Here is a 19,832-nt window from a genome sequence, read left to right on the forward strand (position 1 = left end):
CCATGGGCGTCACCGGTATGGAGCCGGTGCGAACAGTGGGAGATCGAAATGACCGACCATCGCCAGATCGTCGTTCTCGGTGCCGGTTACACGGGCATGTTCACCGCGGTCCGGCTGGCCCACCGCATCCGCCGGACCGGCGTGCGGATCACCCTGGTCAACCCGTCGAGCCGGTTCGTCGAGCGGCTGCGGATGCACCAGATCGCCGCCGGGCAGCACCTGGCCCGCCACCGGATCGCGAACCTGCTCGCCGGGACCGGCGTCCGGTTCGTCGAGGGCACCGCCACCACCATCGAGCCCGAGACGCGGCGCATCACCGTCGACGGTGACATGTCCCTCGGATACGACACCCTCGTCTACGCGCTGGGCAGCTCCACCGACACGGGCACGGTCCCTGGCGTCGACGCCCATGCGTTCACCCTCAACGGCCCGGAGTGCGCCGGCCGGTTCGCCGCCCGGCTGACCGAGGTCGCGGCGGCCGGCGGCACGGTCACCGTCTGCGGCGGCGGCCTGACCGGCGTCGAGGCGGCCGCCGAGATCGCGGAGAGCCATCCCGGCCTGCACGTCACGCTGATCAGCTCGGACGAGGTCGGCGGCATGATGGGCGCCAAGGCGCGCGCCTACCTGCACCGCTCGCTGGACCGCCTCGGTGTGACCACGGTGACCGGCGTCCGGGTCGCCAAGGTGCTGCCCGACGCCGTCGAGCTGTCCGACGGCCGGACCGTCCGCTCCGACGCCTGTCTGTGGACGGCAGGGGTCAAGGTGTCGCCGCTGGCCGCCGACGCCGGGATCGCCACCGACGAGCGCGGTCTGATCCTGGTCGACGGCACCCTGCGGTCGGTGTCCCACCCGGAGATCCACGCCATCGGCGACGCCGCCGCCGTACGCCTGGCCTGGGGGCCGGTCCACGGCACTTGTCAGAGCGGTCTGCCCACCGCCCAGTACACCGCCGACACCATCGCGCGACTGCTGCGCGGCAGGACCGTCGAGCCGTTCCGCTTCGGCTACTTCCACCAGCCGGTCAGCCTGGGCCGCGGGGACGCCGTCATCCAGTTCACCAAGGCCGACGACAGCCCCGCGCGCTGGTGGCTGAGGGGCCGCGCGGCCGTCGCCTACAAGGAGTTCGTCAGCGGCAGCCCGCTGCTGACGTACCGTCTCAGCAAGCGCATGAACGTCACCACCGTCGTCTCCAAGGGCGGTCGAGCCACCCGCAGGCCCGCGATGTGAGGGGGTCGTCCTACCACCCCAGAGCCCGCAGCGCGCTGTCCGCCGCGGCCACGACCGTGCGGGCCTGGTGTTCCACCTGATGGCGCACCGGCACCCAGCGCAGGCGCAGCGCCTTCTCGAAGTCCCCGCTCCACAGGGTGAAGAGCTCGCTCAGCTCGCGGTGGAGCGCCGGGGCCGCGGGGTCGTCCGCCGCCCGCAGCAGGCGGAGCAGCAGACCTGCCGCGCGCAGCGGCTGCCGGCGGGCCACCACGTCCAGCGAACAGACCTGGGCCGTCGTCAGTGGCCGCGCGTCCCCGGCGCCGGACGCCTCGGCCGCCTGCCGGGCGAGCGGCTCCCAGGAGTCGGCGACCAGGTCGTAGAGGTCGTCGGCCATCCACTCCAGGACCCGTCTGAGCGCGTTCTCGGAGGCCGGCGGCAGGAACGGGCGCGCCCGGTCGAGTACGGCGGTCACCTGCCGTCCGCCGTCGCGCACCAGGCGGGACAGGTCGCGCAGCGCCTCGGCGGCGGCCGGATGCGGAGACAGGTCGTCGGCCAGATCGGTCGCCCACATGGGCACTTCGACGATCGCGGTGACACCGCCGTACCGCATCGGCGCACACCAGGTCGACAGGCCGATGTTCTCGGACCCGGCGGCCAGCCGGGCGGTGCTGTCCGGCGGGGGCAGTACGTGGATGCCAGGACTGGGGTTGTCCCAGTACAGGGCGTCGTACGTGCCGTGCTGGACGGGAATGCCCAGCGTGCCGGCGGACGTCTGGAAGGGCGCGGCGAGTTGGGGCAGGCCGTGGGTCAACTGCACCCAGCTGCCGCCCGCTTCGACACTGTGCAGGGAGCACTGCAGGAACGGCCGCAGTTCGTCGATGACGCCGAACAGTGCCTGGCTCTCCGGCAGGTGCCGCGGGACGATCGGCGCCCATTCCGGCTGTTCCGCCGCGACCGGGCGGAAGGCGGCGCCGTAGTAGCTCTCCAGGGTGGGCTCGGGCCCGGCCGTCGCCTCCTCGATGCCGTCGCTCAGCGCGGCGCCGTCGGGGTCGAGGCACAGGACGATGTCCCAGGTGACGACGGTGGGGTCGGTCGCCGGGGAGCGCCCGCGGCCGTGTGCCACCCGCTCCGCCAGCGCGAGCGCGGTCGCGCCGCCGACCGGTTCGTCGGGGTGCGGCCGGGCGACCACCAGGACATGGCGTGGCCCGTGTCCCACGGACAGCATCAGCAGCGGACGGCCCGCGCGGGACGTACCGATGCGGCGCAGACGGCCGGTTCCCGGGTACCGGGAGACCAGCCGCCGCGCCGACTCGGCGACGTCCGCGACCGTGGGGTAGCGGTCCATCACCGGCGTCCGGTCAGGAACCGCCGTTGCCACCGCTGTCGCCGGTGGTCTCCTTCTTGTCCAGCGGACGAATCTCGATCTTGTTCGGCATGCCGTGTCCTCCCGGTGGTGGCTGTGGCGTGCGGTGATCCGTGTGCTCTTGCAAGACTTCGTCGATCGGGTCACTGTTGTCAATGTCCGTTGATCACGGGTCAGTTGGGGCTGATGAGAATGGCGCGAAAGTGACGGTGCACTCGATGCGGCGGCCCCGGATCAAGCCGGAGCACCGGGCGTACCGGACGGTGGACGGCCATCTGCGGATCGGCAGCGTCGTCCACGGCATCGGCGCCGAGGTCAAGGATCCCGACGGCTGGGTGTGGACGCTGGTCGAGGCCATGGACGGCACCCGCAGCACCGCGGACGTCGTCGCCGAGGTGTCCCGCCGCCACCCGCACCTGCCCACCGCCGACATCGCCCAGGCGATCACCGACCTGACCGCGGCCGGCTACGTCGAGGACGCCGGCGCCGCGCCCCCGGCCGAGCTGACCGAGGACGAACGCGAGCGCTACAGCCGGGGCATGACCCTGCTGCGCTGGATGGACCTCCGGCCGAGGGAGAACCCCTGGGAACCGCAGCTGCGACTGCGCCGCGCCCGCGTCCTGCTGATCGGGGTCGGCGGTACGGGCGGGGCCGCCGCCCGGGACCTGGTGGCCTCCGGCGTGGGACGACTGCACTGCGTCGAGCCGGACGTCGTGGAGCTGTCCAACCTCAACCGGCAGACCCTCTACCGGCAGACGGACCTCGGCACACCCAAGATCGACGCGGCGCTGACGGCGCTGCGCGCCCTGAACCCGCATCCGACGGTCACCGGCGAACGCCGTGAGGTACGCGGCCCGGCCGACCTCGACGACCTGCTGGCCGGCGACTCCGGCACGGGTGCCGCGTACGACGTGCTCCTGCTGGCCGCCGACCGGCCCGCCGCCATCCGCCGCTGGGCCAACCAGGTCTGCCTGGCCACGGGCACGCCGTGGGCCGAGGCCGGTTACCGCGGCCCGCTGGTGAGCGTCGGTGTCTTCACGCCCGGCCGGGGAGCGTGCTGGGAGTGTCTGCGCAGCGCCGAGATCGAGCGGCGCGATCTGCGGCTCGCCCCCGGCCAGGACGAGGACGTCGCCTCGCCGCGCATGCCGTGGAATCCGGTCAACGCCGTGACCGCCGGCCTCTCCGGCAGCCTGCTCGCCCACGCGGCCCTGGCGCTGCTGTGCGGTGTCCCGCGGATCGACCCCGGATGCCGCTTCGGCCTCAACCTCATGGTGCCCGGCGATCCGGTCCTGCAGCGCGCGGAGCGCCGTACCGACTGTCCCGCCTGCCGCCCGGAACCGGCGGTGAGCACCGGTCCGCAGGACCCCGCGTGACGGACACCGCGGCGGAGGGCCGCCCTCGTATCGAGCCGTCGACCCGGGTCCGGCTGCACGACCTGGCGGTACGGCGCGACCGGGACGAGTGGATCGTGGGGCGGATGGCCACCCGCACCTTCGTCGCCCTGCCGGCGGCCGGGGCCCGCGCGGTGGAACTGCTGGGCGAGGGGCTGAGCGTGGCCCGCACGGCCCAGCGGCTGCGGGAGGAGACCGGCGAGGAGTTCGAGATCCCGGACTTCGTCAGCGATCTGACCGCGCTCGGGTTCGTCGCCCGGATCGGGGACCACCCGGTTCCCGACCCCGCACCCCCGCGGGCCTCCCTGCCGTGGCTGCGCCCCCACCACGTCCGCCTCGCCCTGCACCCGGCGCTCGCGGTCCTCGTCGGCGTGCTGATCACGGCCGCCGTCGTCGTCCTGCTGCGCCGCCCGGATCTCCTCCCGGGCTACCGCGACCTGCTGTGGAGCCCGCACGGCAGCCTGGTCCTGCTCAGCGGGGCGGCGGCCGGGTGGACGCTGCTGCTGGCCCATGAGCTGGCGCACCTGGTCACCGCCCGCGCCGCGGGCGTGCCGGGGAGGATGCGGCTCGGCACCCGGCTCCAGTTCCTCGTCATGCAGACCGACATCAGCGGCATCGAACTCGCCCCGCGCAGACACCGGCTGACGGCCTATCTGTCCGGCATCGCCCTCAATCTGTCGGTGGCCTCGGCCCTGATTCTGGTCCTGGCCGGGACCACCCCGGGAACGACAGTCCACCGGCTGCTGGCGGCGGCCCTGCTGCTGGCCCTGATGCCGCTGCCCTTCCAGTGCATGGTGTTCACCCGGACCGACCTGTACTTCGTCCTCCAGGACCTCACCGGCTGCCGGGACCTGTACGGAGACGGCCTCGCCTACGCGCGGTACGCCTTCCGGCGCGCGGTACGTCCCTCGCGCCGCGCCGGGACGGCCGACCCGAGCACGCGGCTGCCGCCGCACGAGCGCCGGGCCGTCCGCCTCTACAGCGTCGTCCTCGTGGCCGGTACGGCGGCCTGCCTCGCCTTCATGGCCGCCGTTACCCTGCCCGTCGACATCGCCCTGCTGGTCGCCGCCGCCCGGGGCATCGGCCCCGGCCACGGGCTCGCGGGCAACGCCGACGCGGCCGCGGTGCTGATCGTCCTCGGCGGGATCAACGTCCTGTGGCTGGTCACCTGGTGGCGCAACCGCCGCACCCGCCGCAACCGCCGCTCACACGGGAGCCCGGTGTAGTTCCAGCGCGGTCACCAGCTGGATCTGGGCCTCCACCCAGGCCGGGACGGCCGCGCTCGCGCCGTCCCCGGCCAGTCGCGCGGTCAGGTCGTCGAGCAGACCGGCGGCGGTGCGCAGCCCCGCGCGACGCAGGGCCGTCGCACTGTCGGCGAGGCGGGTGCGGGCCGGTCCCGGCAGGGCGCGCAGACCGTGGTGGGCGGCCTCCGCGAGAGCGCGCAGGGCCGTCTCCAGGGCCGCGGTGATCGGATCGATCTCCCTGCGGGGTGCCGTGGTGAGGGCCGTGCCGCCGTCGCCGGGCGCGAGATCGGGGACGACCGGGCCCGTGGCGGTGAGCACGGCCAGCGGATCCAGCACGGTACGGCCGTGCTCGCGGGCGAGCATGCCGCTCACGGCCCGCACGCCGCCGTCGAGCGCCGCGGCCAGGGCGTCCAGGCCCGCCGGGCAGAGCGGGTTGTGCTCGGCGCGGATCAGGAACTCGTTGCCCGCCGGATCGTGGGCCAGGGCCTCCAGGCGCTGTGCCGCGGGGTCGTAGCCGGCCGGTTGCACGGACCCCACCTCCACCACGTGGACCGACTCCGCCCGCACCCGCGGGCGGATCAGCCGCGGCGGCTGCTCGGCCCTGCCGCGCAGGTGGGCGGCGGTGTCCTCGACCAGCAGGGGCGCCGGGAGGTCGTGCCAGGCGGTGCCCAGCGGGGTGACGCTCGTGGCGGCTATGCGGCCCCGGCTGATGGTCACCGTACGGTCGGCCGCGCGGGCCGTGTGCTCGCTGACGACGTTCGCCGTGGCCAGCGCGTGCAGCGGGGCGTTGAGCAGGCGGCGGGTGGACAGGTCGTGGCCGGTGGGGGACTGGCCCTCCGGCAGCTCCCAGCGCTTGCGCAGGACCAGCGCCAGCCCCGCCCCCGGGTGCGCGAAGAAGATCTCCGCCGTACGGTCCCGGTCGGTGCCGCCGATCCGGCAGCCGAGCGCCACCAGGCGCACCCGGCGCAGGGGCGTCTCCGGCGCCTCCTCGGTGCCGAGAACCCCGACCGGGTCGAGGGCGGCGGCGCGCCGGCGGGCGTGCAGTTCGGCCAGCAGGTGGGCGACGCGCTCGGGGTCGTAGCGGGTGGCGCGCGCCCGGTACGCGGCGAGCTGTTCCGCGAGGTCGGCCACCGCGCCCGCCGGCCAGTGCCGGGACGCGGCGGTCAGCGCCTCGCGGACCCGGGCGAGGGACCCGGCGAACACCGGGCCCGCCTGCGGTACGCCGTCCAGCAGGAGCTCGTCCGCGAGGTCCAGCGCGGCGCCCATCGCCTCCTCGCCGCCCCCGGCCCGGGCCGTACGGCCGCCCATGCTCACCTCCGTCCCGCCCTCGGCGTCCGCCGCCCGGAACGCCCACACCGCCAGCGCCACGACCTCGCCGCGCAGCGCGCCGGCCGCGTCGGTGAGGGCGTACCCCAGCTCGTGCGGGACGGGGAAGCGGACGGTGCACGTGGGCAGTTCCACCCGGGGGACCGGGTCGGCCGGGGTGGGGCGGTGCAGGCGGGCCGTGCAGCCGCGGTCCCGGGTGCGGCGGGCGGCGGTCAGGGCCGGCCCGCCGAGCGCCGCCGCCAGCGCCTCGTCGTCGAACTCGCCCGGTGACCACTCCACGAACGCGGACCGCTCCTCCCGCGCGCCGCGCTGATACGCCAGCACCACACCGATCCGGTGACGGCACACGCCGGCCGCCCCGCAGCCGCACTCCGCCGCGTCCAGACCGAGGCCCGGCGGCAGGGCGGTGGCGGTGCCGTCCGGGAAGCGTCCGCGTACGGTGCCGTCCTCGGCGACGGTCACCTCCGCGCCGGAGCCCGCCGCCAGGTCCTTCTCCGCCCGCTTGACCAGACCCCGGTTGGCGAGGGACACCAGCGTCTCGGAGGTCAGGGCCAGCAGGTCGGCGCGGGTCATCGGCCCACCTGCCGGGCGACGAACTCCGCGAGTGCCCCCGGCGTCATCGCGCCCACCGGGGCGCCGGCCTCCGCGAGCCGGGCGGCCAGCGAGCGGTCGTAGACGGGATCGGCGGCCTCGTCGAGCGCGGCCAGGCACAGCACCGTGGTGCCCTGCTCGACCAGTGCGCGCACGGTACGGACCAGGCGGTACGGGTCGCCTCCCTCGTAGAAGTCGGAGACGAGGGCGACGATCGCGCGCCGCGGGTTCTCGACGAGTCCGGCGCCGTAGTCGACCGCCCGCGCGATGTTCGTGCCGCCGCCGAGCTGGACGCCCATCAGCAGTTCGACGGGGTCGGACACGTCGGAGGTGAGGTCCACGACCTCGGTGTCGAAGGCGACCAGATGGGTCTTCAGCCCCGGCAGGCTCCACAGGCAGGCCGCGGTCACCGCGGAGTGGATCACGGAACCGGCCATGGAGCCCGACTGGTCGACCAGCAGCACGAGTTGCCACTGGTCCAGGTGGCGGCGGGTGCGCGAGTGGAAGCGGGGGCGCTGGATGAGGATGCGGCGTTCCTCGGGCCGGTAGTGGGCGAGGTTGGCGCGGATGGTGCCGCGGAAGTCGAAGTCGCGGGCCAGCGGGATCCTGCTGGGGCGGCGGGAGCGGGTACCGGTGAACGCCCGGCGGACCTCCGGGCGCAGCCGCTCCATCAGGTCCCGCACGACCGCCTCGACGATCCGGCGGGCGGCGGTCAGGACGTGCGGGTTCATCAGGTGCTTGGTGCGCAGGACCGCACGCAGCAGCGTCTGGCTGGGCTCGACGCGGGCGAGGACGTCCGGGTCGGTGACGATCTCCTGGATGCCGTACCGCTCGACGGCGTCCCGCTCCAGACGCTCCACCGTCTCCTTGGGGAACAGCCGGTGGATGTCGTCGAGCCAGTGCACGGCGGTGAGCCGGGAGGGGCCGTCGCCGCCCTCCCGGGAACCGGACGGTGTCCGGACGCCTCGCCGGCGCAGGTCGTCGTCGCGGCCGTAGAGCCAGTCGAGTGCGCGGTCGCGGGCCGCGGTGGCGTCCGAGAGGGCGCCGGTGCAGCGCTCGGCGGGGGCGCCGAGGATGAGGCGCCAGCGTTCCAGGGCGGGGTCGGGAGCGGTCACGGGGTGCTCCTCAGGCCGTGCCGGGTGAGCAGTCGGGCCACGTTCTCCTCCAGGGCCCGGGCGCGGGCCAGTTGCAGCGGGTCCGCGGTCGTCCGCAGCAGCGCACGGGCCGAGCCGCGCGTGCCGCGCCGCTGGAGCAGGCGTTCGGCGATGCGTTCGCGTTCGCGGGGCGGGAAGAAGGCGAAGGCCTGGCGCAGGGCGGGCAGACCGGTGAGGAAGCCGTCCTCGGGCAGCGCCGCGACGATGTCGTCCAGTACGTCGACCAGGGACTCCGCCCCGCCGGTGACCTCCTCCCGGGCCACCGCGAACAGTCCGGCCAGCCAGTCGCCGAGGATGCCGGGGGCCAGCGTCCGCACCACCGCCGCCGGGTCGTCGGCGCCGCCGAGCGTTCGGCGCAGCCCGAACGCGGCGCCCCGCAGGTCGGCCGGGGCGAGGGGGTCCCGGGCGATCCGGGCGGCGGCATCGGCGGCGGCTTCCCGGGTGAGCGGCAGGAGGTCCGGCGCGTGCAGCAGCGCGTCCCGGGCGGCCGCCAGCGCGCCCAGCCGCCCGAGGTCCACCCCGTCGCCGCCGTGCAAGCCTTCCGCCAGCCAGAACACCCGCTCGACGGCGCCCGCGACGACACCGCCCAGCAGCTCACCGCGGGCCGCGCCGAACACGCGGTCGTGCCGCCAGAGTCCGAGCGCCGACGCCAGCACCTCGCCGAGCGGGCCCAGTGCACCGATCCGGCCCACCTGTGCCGCGAGCCGGTCCAGCAGCTCGGCGCAGAGCGGGCCCACTCCGCACAGCACCGCGTCGAAGAGCAGCCCGGCGAGCGGACCGGCGTCCCGGCCCGCGGCCTCGGCGCGCTCGGCGAGCAGGACCGAGGCAGCCTCGTCCAGCCGCGCCCCGTACGCGCCCGCCTCGATCAGCGCCGCCTCCCGGCCGCCACCCGCGGTGACCGCCTCACGGCCGCCCCGGCCGGCATCCGGCTCCCAGCGCTCGGTGAACACCGGGTCGGCGCCGTCGGCCGGGCCCGACACCCGGGTGAAGCCGGGGATGCCGAGCACGCGCAGGCGGTGCAGGACGCGGCTGCGGGCCAGGCCGGACGGATCGGCGAGGTCGAGGGTGACGCCGCCTTCGGCGTCCGCCAGTCCCAGGCGGGCGAGTTGCTCGGTCACGTCGTGGACCAGCGGGGGCAACGGGGTGTCGGGGTGCAGCCGGCCCTCGGCGTCGCCGGTGCAGGCGGCGACCATCTCCGCCACCACCGGGTGGGCGCCCGCGTGCAGGCTGCCCCGGGTGGTCCAGGGCAGCGGGCGGTCCAGGTCGTCGGCGATCAGCGCACCGGCGAGTCCGTCGAGGACGTCCACCCTGGTCTCGTACGGGTGCCCGCGCAGCAGGGCCAGGCCCTGGGCCAGTCCGCGCGCGGCGACCAGATTGGCCGTGGACACCGGAACCCGGCGCCCGCGCAGCCGCTCGGCGACCGCCCGCAACAGCCCCTGGGCGGCGTCCCGCGGCCCGTGCTCCCACAGCCGCTGGTAGTACCCGGGCGAGGGCATGCCCGACTGGTACCCCGCGAAGGCGTCCAACTGCCGGAAGGAGTACGGCACGAGGAAACTGCCACCGAGCGCGCCCTCGGGGGGTTCGGGGATCCGGGGCCAGGGGGTTTCCATGCCATAGGCCGCGGGCGCGTCTTCCGGCGGTGCGCCTTTCCGCGGCGCCGGCGTGCCTTCGGGTTCCACGCTTTCCTGCGGCGCTGCCGGGTCTTCCGACTGTGCGGCCTCCTGCAAAGCCGCCCGGTCTTCCGGCCCCGCGCCCTCCCGCGGCGCGGCCGAGCCTTCCCGCTGCAACCCCGCCCGCAACCCCGGCACCATCGCCCGGACGGGATCGCCCCGTTGCGCCAGGCTGCGCAGGGCCGGGGTGTGGAAGCCGCCGGTCACCACCAGGACGGGGCGTCCGGCCGCGTGGGCCACGGCCGCGCTGACCCAGGACGCCATGTACTCCTCGCGTGCCCGGTCGCCCGCGTCCGCCTCGGCGTCCCCTCGGACCAGGTCGAAGTAGGCGTCCAGGCGGGCCTGGAGCGCGTCGGCGTCGTCCGGCCCGGTGACCTCGAACAGGCGGTCCCACAGCGCGTCCACCGAGTCCACGGAGAAGTGCGCGCACAACCGCCCGGTCGCCTCCGCGTAGCGTGCCTCGGCGTCGGCATAGCGGTTGGCGGCGCCCTCGGCGCGCTGCGTGAACGCCGGATGCCAGGCCGGCAGATCGATGAACCGCACCTCCGCACCCGCGGCCCGCCCCTCCCGAAGCGCGATCCACTCCGGGGAGTAGTCGCACAGCGGGGCCCAGGAGGTCGCGACCCGGGACGCGTCCCGGTAGTGACTGAACACGGCGATGGGCAGCCGGTGTTCGAGCAGCAGCTCGTCCAGCCGCCCGTTCATGTCCGCCGGCCCCTCCACCAGCACGTACGCCGGACGCAGCGTCGCGATCGCGCGGGCCACGAGCCGGGCGCAGGCGGGGGAGTGATGGCGTACGCCGAGGAAGACCGCGGAGGACATCAGTCCGCCAGCAGATGCCGTGCGTCGTGCAGGGCCCGCCACTGTCCGCCCTTGCGGCGCGGCACCTCCTGCTCCAGGAAGCGGCGCAGCCGGGCCAGGTCCTCGGGGCTGTCCTTGGCCGCCGTGCCCGCCAGGCTCGCCACCACATCGGCCGCGGTGCCGGCCTCACCGCGCAGGAACCAGCCGCGCACCCCGACCGCGTGCGCGACGGACACGGCTTCGGCGGTGCTCATCACCGTCGCCATGCGCTCGCCGCGCTCGGCCGGTCCGCGCAGTTCGCGGAAGGTGCCGACCAGCACCTCCAGCACGTCCCGGCGCGGTGGTGCCGTCACCCCGGACTGCTGCAGCAGCGCCGTGGCCTCGGCCTCGACCAGGGCGAGTTCGGTGTCGAAGTCGGGGATGGGGAAGACCGTCTCGAAGTTGAAGCGGCGCTTGAGCGCGGCGCTCATCTCGTTGACGCCCCGGTCCCGGGTGTTGGCGGTGGCGATGACGTTGAAGCCCTGCCGGGCGAAGACCATGCCCTGCGGCCCGTCCAGCTCCGGGACGGCGATGACCCGCTCGGACAGCAGCGACAGCAGACAGTCCTGCACCTCCAGCGGACAGCGGGTGATCTCCTCGAACCGCACGATCCGTCCCTCGGCCATCCCGCGCAGCATGGGCGCCGGGACGAGCGACCGGGCCGAGGGGCCTTCGGAGACCAGCAGCGCGTAGTTCCAGGAGTACTTGATCTGGTCCTCGGTGGTGGCCGCGCCGCCCTGCACGGTGAGCGCCGAGTCACCGCTGACGGCCGCCGCGATCAGCTCGGAGAGCAGCGACTTGGCCGTGCCCGGTTCCCCCACGAGCATCAGGCCGCGGTTGGTGGCGAGGGTGACCAGGGCCCGCTCGACCAGGGAGACATGGCCGACGAACTTCCGGCTGATACCGGCCCTTTCGTCCCCGACCACGAAACGGCGGGCGGCGCGCAGGCTGAGCCGCCAGCCGGGCGGGCGGGGGTCGTCGTCGGCGGCGCGCAGGGCGGCGAGCTCGTCGGCGTAGCGGACCTCGGCGGGCGGGCGCTGGAGCTGCCCCTCGGTGACGGTCACTTCGCGGTCACCTCGGTCAGGTCGGCGAGCAGCTCGGAGGCGATGACCGGGTCGAGACCCGCGAAGCTGAGCCCGCTCTTCCGGTTCCGGTAGTAGTCGTCGGGGGTCGTGTTCAGCCATACGGCGTCGAAGGTCTGGTCGCCGAGCATGTCGACGGCGCCGACGGCGATCCCCGGGTCGAGGTCGATGACCAGGTAGCGGTTCTCGTCGATCTGCCGGTGGAACCAGCGCTCCACGCCCGCGTCCTGCGGGGTGCCCCGCTCCCAGCCGCGCTTGGTGAGCCCGAGGAGCTTGCCGACCGGCACGGTGGCGCCCTCGAAGCGGGCCAGCCGCTGGTCGGCGCCCTCCTCCTCGGTGAGGGCGTGCACGGCACGGCCCAGCTGCGGGAAGGGCTGGAGGATCTCGTAGTCGGCGAACAGCTCCGACCAGGCGGCCAGCTCCGCGCCCAGGTGCAGCGGATGGGCCAGCCGGACGCTCGCCTCCTCGGGCAGCGTCAGCGCGTCGTCCTCGACGTCGGCGAACGTACGGTCCTCCGCGACCCGGAACGCCGTCACCTTGCCGTCGGCCGCACCGATCCAGACCAGCCGCCGTACCAGATGCCACACCAGCGGATGGGCGACGAACAGGTCCCGGAACTCCCCGGCCGTCCAGGAGCGCTGCGACACCATCGCCGCCTCCAGCCGCCGTACCTGGTCGGCGGCGACCGTACGGACGTCCTTCTTCAGCGCGGCGAACCGCTTGCGCTCGGCCGGGGCCAGCTCCGGGTCGTCCTTGGCGGCGGGGGCGGGCAGGGCCTTGCGGTGCTTGCCGTCGGCGTCGCGGACGTAGGGCCGCAGCTGCTCGTCGAAGCCGACCGTGAACTGCCTGGGCCCGTAGTCGATGACCGTGCTGCCGTCCGCGTCCAGGCCGAAGTCCGGCACGAGCCGGTCGCCCAGCTGCTCGGCGGTCAGCCCGAGTCCCTCGGCGACCTCGGCGATCTTCTCCTGGGCGCGGGTCCTGAGCGCCTTGAACGGAACCCGCTGGGCGATGCCGTGCAGGTGCAGCAGCGCCACGTCGCTGCCGATCGTCGCGAGGACGTCCAGCCCCTCCACCGCGCGGTGGTGGGCGGACTCGCCGGGCCAGGCGCGCACCACGGGAGTGAGCCGCCGTACGGTCTCGTCGTCGCCGAGCAGGCCCAGCGCGTGCAGTGCCCAGCTCTCCTTCGGGGGCATGCCGGCCAGCCGCCACTGCTCGAACAGGCCCCAGGCGAACGCGGCCAGCGAGTCGGCGGTGCAGTGCTCGGTCAGCACGTCGAGGCCGGGGTAGACATCGCCGGGCTTGGACAGCGCGAGGACGGTGAGCGCGTTGCGCACCGCGTCGGAGGGCAGGGCGCCGCCCTCCTTGAGCAGGATCTGCGGCATCAGCGCGGGCTCGGCCCAGGCGCCGACGGCAGGCATCCGCGCGGGCAGGGCGCTCTCCAGCGGATCGGCGGCCAGCGCCGCGGCGACGATGTCCCCGGTCTCCCGCCCGTACTCGGCGGCGGCCGCCAGGACGGCCTCGCGGCCGTGGGCGTCCGTCAGCAGCCGCAGGGCCCGCTCGGCGCCCCGCCGGGCGACCCCGGCCCTGCCCACCGCGTGCGGGAGCAGATAGGGGACGGTGGCGAGGCCGTGCCGCTTCAGCCAGGCGCGGGCCTGGGCGTCGGCGGACTTCAGCCGGGCCAGCCAGTCGCTGACCAGGGCGGCGACCTCGACGCTGAGGTACGGCATGACCAGCATGCTCAGGGTGGCCGGATGCCGGGTCGCGGCGCGCAGCAGCAGCGGCAGGGCGTCCGTCCCGAACCGCGCGGCCACCGGCTTCAGCGCGGCCTCACCGTCCCAGTAGTCCTCGGGGGCGCAGTGCGCCAGCAGCGGACGGACCACGTCCTCGGGCGCGGTGACGAACAGCCGGGCCGCGCGGACGTCCGCCAACTGCCCCCCGTTCTGCAGGGCCTTGATCTCCTCCTTCCACTCGTACTTGCCCCGCCACCTGGAGTACCAGGAGGTGACTCCGGCCCAGTGCTGCTGCTCGTCGGGCTGCCAGACGACCCGCGGCTGCGGGGCAACCGGCGCCTCGGCTGCCACGCGCGCCCTGGCCGCCTTGCGCTCCTTCGCCCACGGCGGGCTGACCAGGAGCGCGGGCAGGGCCTCGGCCGGTGCCTCGGCCACCCGGTCGCGGAAGGCGAGCCGCGCTTCGATGTGCTCGGCCACCTGCGCCGGGAGCTGGGGCAGCGCCGCCGCCGTCAGCTCCGGGTGCGCCTGGATGTGCGCGGCCAGCAACTGCCCCGCCATCGAGGCGCCCTTGGCCGTACCGGTCGCCGCCGCCCCCAGCAGCCGCAGCGCGCGCACGGGCCACCGCCGCATCGCCTCCATGAGACACGGCCGCACGTTCTTGTCCTCGACGCGGGCCAGCAGCACCCGGAACGCCTCGTCCGTCGGCAGCTCCACCAGGGCGGCCGAGAACGTGCGCATCCGGTCGGAGCCGTACGCCTGCTCCAGGCCCCGCTCCAGCACGGGCGCGCCATGCCCGCCGATGCCCTCGGCGAGCGAGGCCACCAGAGGCATCGCCCAGTCGTGCCAGCCGAGGCGGAAGGAGGTGTCCAGCACGCGGTCGAGCTGCCCGGGGGAGTTCAGCGAGCACAGCAGCATGGCGCGCAGGGTCTCGTCGGTCTTGTCCGCGTCCGCGCAGGCGTCCTCGACCCAGTGGTGCTCGGTGGGCACGACGTACGACACGACGACGCGGCGGCGCACGCTGTCCCGGCACTGCGCCAGGACGGTCACGGCCTGCCGGTAGGTGTCCTCGTCGGCCACGGCCAGCAGGGCGCGCAGCCGGTCGGCGAAGGGGCGGGCCCAGTGGGCGTTCGCGGTGGTCACGCCGACGCGGAAGCCGATCCGGGGATCCTGCCGCTGCGAGCCGTGCTGCAGCCAGTGCGGCTCGACGTCGAAGTACTCCACCACGGCCCGCGCGGCGAAGGGCAGGCCGTACTCGATGACCCAGGCGTCCACGAACACGCCTTCGGGGAGTTGGTAGTGCATGGTGAGCGACGCCAGGGCGGCCGCGCCGAGCGGGTTCTGACTGCCGTTCAGATGAGCAGTCAGCGCCTCGACGATCTGCGGCTCGCTCCGAGGGGCGGCGAGCATCTGCTCGATCCAGCCGGCCTCCTCCTTGCGGCGGCGGGCGACCAGTTCCAGGGCGTCGGCATGCAGTGGGGGCACGGTACGCGGGATGCCGCCACGCCTGGGGTGGACGTGTCGGCGCCAGGCGGCCGGCATGACGAACGTGTCCTCGTCCGCGGCCTCCGCCCGGTGCGGAACCGCCGCGGTCTTCGCCCGGTCGGGAACCGCGTCGGCGGCCGTCACCTCCTGGTACCCCTTGCGCTCCTTCTCCGCGATCACCTTCGCCAGATACGCCTCGGCCGCCGCCGCCGAGGCCAACTCCTTGGGCTGGGTGCGCCCCTGCGTCCCGACCCGTCCGTAGCGCACGGTGACCGTCGTCCCGTCGGCCTCCGCCTCCCAGAACTTCGCCGAGCCGTCACCCGCAAACTCCCAGCGCCGCACAGCCCCACCCCTCCGTCCGGCCCCCCGGCCGACCGCTCGATCCATGTGGCTGTCACCGTAGCCGCCCCCACTGACAGTGACCGTCGGCAGCCCGCGGCGCCCGCGTTGTCAGTGCCCGCTGCCATGATCCGGGCAGGCACAACGAGAGGCACGTCCGATGAACCTCGCCGACCGGCTGATGAACGCGCTGACCGACCGGGACTCCTCCTACGACGACCCGGCGGCCGACCTGTCGCGGATCTCCGACGAGGAACTCGGCGCCCTGGTCACCGCGGTCCACGGCGTGGCCGAGTGGACCCGGCCCTCGCTCCTGGCCCGCGCCGCGGTCGAGCGGGCGGCCGGGGAACGGCAGCCGCGCTACACGCCCGAGGTGTGCCGCCGGATGTTCGAGGTGCTGGCCGACCGGGCCGTGCGGGGAGTCTTCGCGGACCTCACCCCGGGCCTGGAGGCGGTCCGGCACTGCACGGGCCCGCTGCCCGACCTGTCCGAACCGGTGCGTGCCCTGCTGGAGTTGCGGCTGGCGGTGACCAAGGTGCGCCAGCCGTACGCGCTGCTCGCGGTCGCCGGGCTCGCGGGCGAGGAGACACTGCGCGCCACTGTGGAACGCCTCGCGGGGGAGGCGGGCCCCATCGTGGCGGACGAGACGGCCGTCGTCGCGGGCCTGGCACCGGGCGAGCAGATCCTGCTCGCCCGGATCGACCGCGACCACCCCCTCGACACCCCACCGACCGCGGACGCCTGGCGCGCGGCGGCCGCCGTCCCCGCCTACGCCGCCTTCGCCCGCCGCGCCCTCCAGGCCGCCGCCGCCCGCACCGACGCCATCCACGCGGGCGAGCTGCCCTACCGTTCGGACAAGGCGTTCACGGACCGGGAGGTCCTCACCGTCGGACAGGCCGCGCGCGTGGCGCTGCTGCGCGACGAGCCCTGGCTCCCCGCCCTGTTCGACCGTCTGCTCCCCGGCGTCTCCCTCGCCCCCACGGCCGCCAGGACGCTTCCCTCGCAGGCCATGCTGTACGAAGTGGCCCGTGCCGCCCTGGACTTCCCCACGCCCGAGCTGGTCACCGCGCTCCGCACCGTGCGCAGGACCGTCCGGCACGCCGGCGTGCCCCGGCAGCTGGACAAGATGATCAGGAAGATCGAGGCGGCCCTCGCCGAGCGCACCGACGTAGCGCTACGGCTGCCCGGGCTGGACTTCGGCGACGACGGCGTCCTGCGCCGGGCGGCGGGCGCGTACACGGCCGTCCTCACGGTCACCGACAGCGCGACGCTGACCTGGGAGAAGGACGGCCGCCCGCTGCGCGGCACCCCGGCGCCGGTCCGCCGCGACCACCCCGCGCTCGTCAAGGAGGTGCGCGAGCTGGTCAAGCGGGTGGACGCCCACCTCGTCACGCTCGCGCGGGCGTTGGAGGGCGGCTACACCGTGGACACCGTCCACCCCTACGGCCGGTGGCGCACCGAGCTGGCCGGGCATCCGCTCGCCCGGACCGTCGTCGGCCGGCTGATCTGGGAGATCGAGGTCGCGCCCGGCGACCGGCGGGCGGTGCTGCCCCAGGCGGCGGACGGACTGCCTGACGCCCCCGACGACGCCCGCGTACGGCTCTGGCACCCGCTGCGCGCCGACGCCGACGCCGTCCGGGCGTGGCGGGACCTGCTCACCGAGGCGCGGATCCGGCAGCCGTTCAAGCAGGCGTTCCGCGAGATCTACCGGCTCACGCCGGCCGAGGAGGAGACCCGCGGGTACTCCAACCGCTTCGCCGCCCATCTCGTCCACTACCAGCGGATGTTCGCGCTGTTCCGGGCCCGGGGCTGGTCGAGCAGCTTGCTGGGCCCCTGGGACGCCGGGTTCGAGGCCGAGGCGGAGCGCGTCCTGGCGGCGGGGGAGTGGCGGGTCCGCTTCTTCCACACCTGGGTCGACCGGGCGGGCGAGGAGGGCCTCGCGGCGACCGACCAGGTCCGCTTCGACCGCCGGGCCGACGGCGGCTGGCGCGAGGCGGCGCTCGCCGAGGTGCCAGACCTGGTGTTCAGCGAGGCGATGCGGGACGTCGACCTGTTCGTGGGCGTCACCTCGATCGCCGCCGACCCCGACTGGACCGACCGGGGTCCCGAGCGCGCCTACTGGGAGCGGGCCTCCTTCGCGGAGCTGACGGAGAGCGCCGACGCCCGGCGCGATGCCCTGCGGCGGATCGTGCCGCGCCTGAAGATCGCCGACCGGTGCTCCTTCGACGGCCGCTTCCTGGTGGTCCGCGGCGATCTGCGGACGTACCGCATCCACATCGGCTCGGCCAACATCCTGATGGACCCGGACGGCGCCTACCTGTGCATCGTCCCGGCCCGCCGAAAGAGCGACGGCGGCGTCTTCCTGCCGTTCCAGGACGACCGGCTCTCCCTGATCCTCAGCAAGGCGTTCCTGCTGGCCGCGGACACGGAGATCACGGACGAGACGATCCGCCGCCAGATAGGAAGACGGGAGACAGGCAGCCGGGCCTGACGCGACCAGGGCCCGGCACGGCCGGGGAACCCTCACACCCTGCTGACGGGCCAGCACCCGGCACCGCCGGAAGCCCTCACACCCTGCCGACCACCCGCGCACACACGTCCGCATACGCCCGGACCCCCGCCCGTTCCGCGTCCTCCCGCCGCCACGCCAGCACGTACCGGCTCGGCGAGAGCCCCCGCACCGGACGGGTCGTCACCCCGCCCAGCGTGATCAGCGGGGCGTTCCCGAGGGCGACCAGGCAGACCCCTAGCCCCGCCACCAGCGCCTCGTACGTCTCCTCCGTCCCCGCGATCTCCGCGCCGATCCGGGGCGGACGCCCCGCGCGTTCGTCCAGCGCGAGCCAGTGGTCCCGCAGGGGTCCCGCGCTCGGGGGCAGCGCGAGGAACGGCTCCTCGAAGAGGTCCGCGAGGTCGATCTCCGCGTGCGCGGCGAGCCGGTGGCCCTCCGGGAGGGCGACCAGCCGGGGCTCCTCGGCGACCACGACCCAGTCGTAGCGGTCCGCCTCGGGCAGCGGCAGCCACACGAAGGCCACGTCCGCCGCACCGTCCGCGAGCCCCGCCGTCGGATCGTCCCAGCTCACCTGGCGCAGCCGCAGCACGGTGTCGGGGTGCGCGGCGGTGAACCGGGACCGGATCGCGGGCAGCAGTCCGCCGCGCCCGGGGCTGGTGCTCATCCCCACCACCAGCGTCCCGCGCGCCGCGGCCCGCACCGCCTCCAGCGCCGCCGCCCCGTCCGCCCAGGCGTCCAGCACCCGCCGGGCGTGCGGCAGCAGGGCCGTACCGGCCGGGGTGAGCGTGACGCCTCCCGGCCCCCGGTGGAACAGCGCCATGCCCAACTGCCGTTCCAGTGCGCGCACCTGCTTGCTGAGGGCGGGCTGGGAGACGTACAGCCGCTCGGCGGCGCGGGTGAAGTGCAGTTCGTCCGCCACCGTCACGAAGTAGCGGAGGTCGCGCACATGAGCGTCCGTCGTCATGCCCATCGGTTATCACCGAAGGTCTTGGACAGGCAACTCGCCTGTGTCGCAGGCTTGTTCACACGCCGAGAGTGACTACCGGGACCACGGGGAGCTGTGATGAACAAGGTGTGGCTGATCACGGGTGCGAGCAGCGGGTTCGGGCGGGCCATCGCCGAGGCGGCGCTGGCGGAGGGCGATGTGGTGGTCGGCGCGGTACGGCGTCCGGAGGCGCTGGACGATCTGGTGGCCGCCCATCCGGACCAGGTGGAGGCGCTGCGCCTGGACGTCGGCGACACCTCGGCCGCGGAGGCGGCGGTCCGGGACGTCCTCGCGCGGCACGGGCGGATCGACGTCCTGGTCAACAACGCGGGCCGCACCCATGTGGGCGCCTTCGAGGAGACCACCGAGCAGGAGCTGCGGGAACTGTTCAATGTGCACGTCTTCGGCCCGGCCGCCCTCACCCGCGCCGTGCTGCCGCACATGCGGGAGCGGCGGTCCGGCGCGATCGTGCAGATGAGCAGCATGGGCGGGCAGATGTCCTTCGCGGGCTTCTCCCTGTACAGCGGGACGAAGTTCGCGCTGGAGGGCATGTCCGAGGGGCTCGCCGACGAGGTCGCCGAGTTCGGGATCAAGGTGCTGATCGTGGAGCCGGGCGCCTTCCGCACCTCGCTCTTCGCGGCGGGCCGGGCCGGGGCCAGCGCGGACAGCGGGCGGTACCCGAAGGTGAGCCAGACCCGCGGCTTCGTCTCCGGCGGCGACGGCTCCCAGCCCGGTGACCCGGCGAAGGCCGCGGCCGCCATCCTGGCCGCGCTCCAGGCCGAGCGGACCCCGCTGCGGCTGCCGCTCGGAGCCGACGCGGTGGACGCCGTGCTCGGTCATCTGGACCAGGTGCGCGAGGACGTCGTCGCCTGGGAGAAGCACACCCGCGCGACCGCGTTCGACGAGTAGGAACGGCCGGG

General features: G+C 74.8%; 12 protein-coding genes. 5 read left to right on the top strand and 7 right to left on the bottom strand.

Annotated elements, in window-relative coordinates; all coding sequences use genetic code 11:
* Positions 1-48 precede the first annotated feature (48 nt).
* The gene (locus M8H82_RS25960; protein ID WP_250077450.1) at positions 49-1,227 is read left to right on the top strand and encodes an NAD(P)/FAD-dependent oxidoreductase; all 1,179 of its coding nucleotides are present in this window, start codon (positions 49-51) and stop codon (positions 1,225-1,227) included.
* A 10-nt stretch (positions 1,228-1,237) separates the two neighbouring features.
* Here M8H82_RS25960 and M8H82_RS25965 read toward each other — a convergent pair whose 3' ends face one another.
* Positions 1,238-2,551, bottom strand: coding sequence for a M14 family zinc carboxypeptidase (locus M8H82_RS25965; RefSeq protein WP_250077451.1), 1,314 nt, complete (start codon positions 2,549-2,551; stop codon positions 1,238-1,240).
* Between the two features lie 236 nt (positions 2,552-2,787).
* On the opposite strand from M8H82_RS25965, the gene M8H82_RS25970 reads away from it, so the two are divergent.
* Both M8H82_RS25970 and M8H82_RS25975 read left to right on the top strand, forming a co-directional pair.
* Positions 2,788-3,942, top strand: coding sequence for a ThiF family adenylyltransferase (locus tag M8H82_RS25970; RefSeq protein ID WP_250077452.1), 1,155 nt, complete (start codon positions 2,788-2,790; stop codon positions 3,940-3,942).
* Positions 3,939-5,186: a hypothetical protein gene (locus M8H82_RS25975; RefSeq protein WP_250077453.1), complete on the top strand. Its 1,248-nt coding sequence runs from the start codon at positions 3,939-3,941 to the stop codon at positions 5,184-5,186. Before M8H82_RS25970 ends, M8H82_RS25975 begins: the two co-directional genes overlap by 4 nt.
* On the opposite strand, the gene M8H82_RS25980 is transcribed toward M8H82_RS25975, so the two are convergent.
* Genes M8H82_RS25980 through M8H82_RS26000 form a run of 5 tightly spaced genes read right to left on the bottom strand, consistent with a single transcriptional unit; the run spans position 5,166 to position 15,421 of the window.
* Positions 5,166-7,103, bottom strand: a complete 1,938-nt coding sequence (locus M8H82_RS25980) for a hypothetical protein (protein WP_250077454.1) — start codon at positions 7,101-7,103, stop codon at positions 5,166-5,168. The two genes, M8H82_RS25975 and M8H82_RS25980, sit on opposite strands and share 21 nt — an antisense overlap.
* Positions 7,100-8,236 (bottom strand): VWA domain-containing protein, encoded by a 1,137-nt coding sequence (locus tag M8H82_RS25985; RefSeq protein ID WP_250077455.1) that lies wholly within the window; start codon positions 8,234-8,236, stop codon positions 7,100-7,102. Before M8H82_RS25985 ends, M8H82_RS25980 begins: the two co-directional genes overlap by 4 nt.
* A complete protein-coding gene (locus tag M8H82_RS25990) occupies positions 8,233-10,767 on the bottom strand; it encodes a DUF5682 family protein (RefSeq protein ID WP_250077456.1) in 2,535 nt (844 codons plus the stop codon). Before M8H82_RS25990 ends, M8H82_RS25985 begins: the two co-directional genes overlap by 4 nt.
* On the bottom strand, positions 10,767-11,849 hold the full coding sequence (locus M8H82_RS25995) for an AAA family ATPase (RefSeq protein ID WP_250077457.1): 1,083 nt from the start codon (positions 11,847-11,849) through the stop codon (positions 10,767-10,769). Before M8H82_RS25995 ends, M8H82_RS25990 begins: the two co-directional genes overlap by 1 nt.
* On the bottom strand, positions 11,846-15,421 hold the full coding sequence (locus tag M8H82_RS26000) for a WGR and DUF4132 domain-containing protein (RefSeq protein ID WP_250077458.1): 3,576 nt from the start codon (positions 15,419-15,421) through the stop codon (positions 11,846-11,848). The genes M8H82_RS25995 and M8H82_RS26000 overlap by 4 nt, the downstream gene beginning before the upstream one ends.
* Before the next feature lie 157 nt (positions 15,422-15,578).
* Here M8H82_RS26000 and M8H82_RS26005 point away from each other — a divergent pair, with 157 nt between their 5' ends.
* Positions 15,579-17,909 (top strand): DUF4132 domain-containing protein, encoded by a 2,331-nt coding sequence (locus M8H82_RS26005; protein WP_250077459.1) that lies wholly within the window; start codon positions 15,579-15,581, stop codon positions 17,907-17,909.
* 76 nt (positions 17,910-17,985) lie between these two features.
* On the opposite strand, the gene M8H82_RS26010 is transcribed toward M8H82_RS26005, so the two are convergent.
* Complete coding sequence (locus M8H82_RS26010; protein WP_250077460.1) at positions 17,986-18,897, bottom strand: LysR family transcriptional regulator; 912 nt, start codon at positions 18,895-18,897, stop codon at positions 17,986-17,988.
* Positions 18,898-18,990: 93 nt separating this feature from the next.
* Here M8H82_RS26010 and M8H82_RS26015 point away from each other — a divergent pair, with 93 nt between their 5' ends.
* Entirely contained in the window at positions 18,991-19,821 is an 831-nt protein-coding gene (locus M8H82_RS26015) for an oxidoreductase (protein WP_250077461.1), read from the top strand.
* Positions 19,822-19,832: the final 11 nt, after the last annotated feature.

This window comes from Streptomyces sp. YS415 (assembly GCF_023544665.1).
GTDB lineage: Bacteria > Actinomycetota > Actinomycetes > Streptomycetales > Streptomycetaceae > Streptomyces.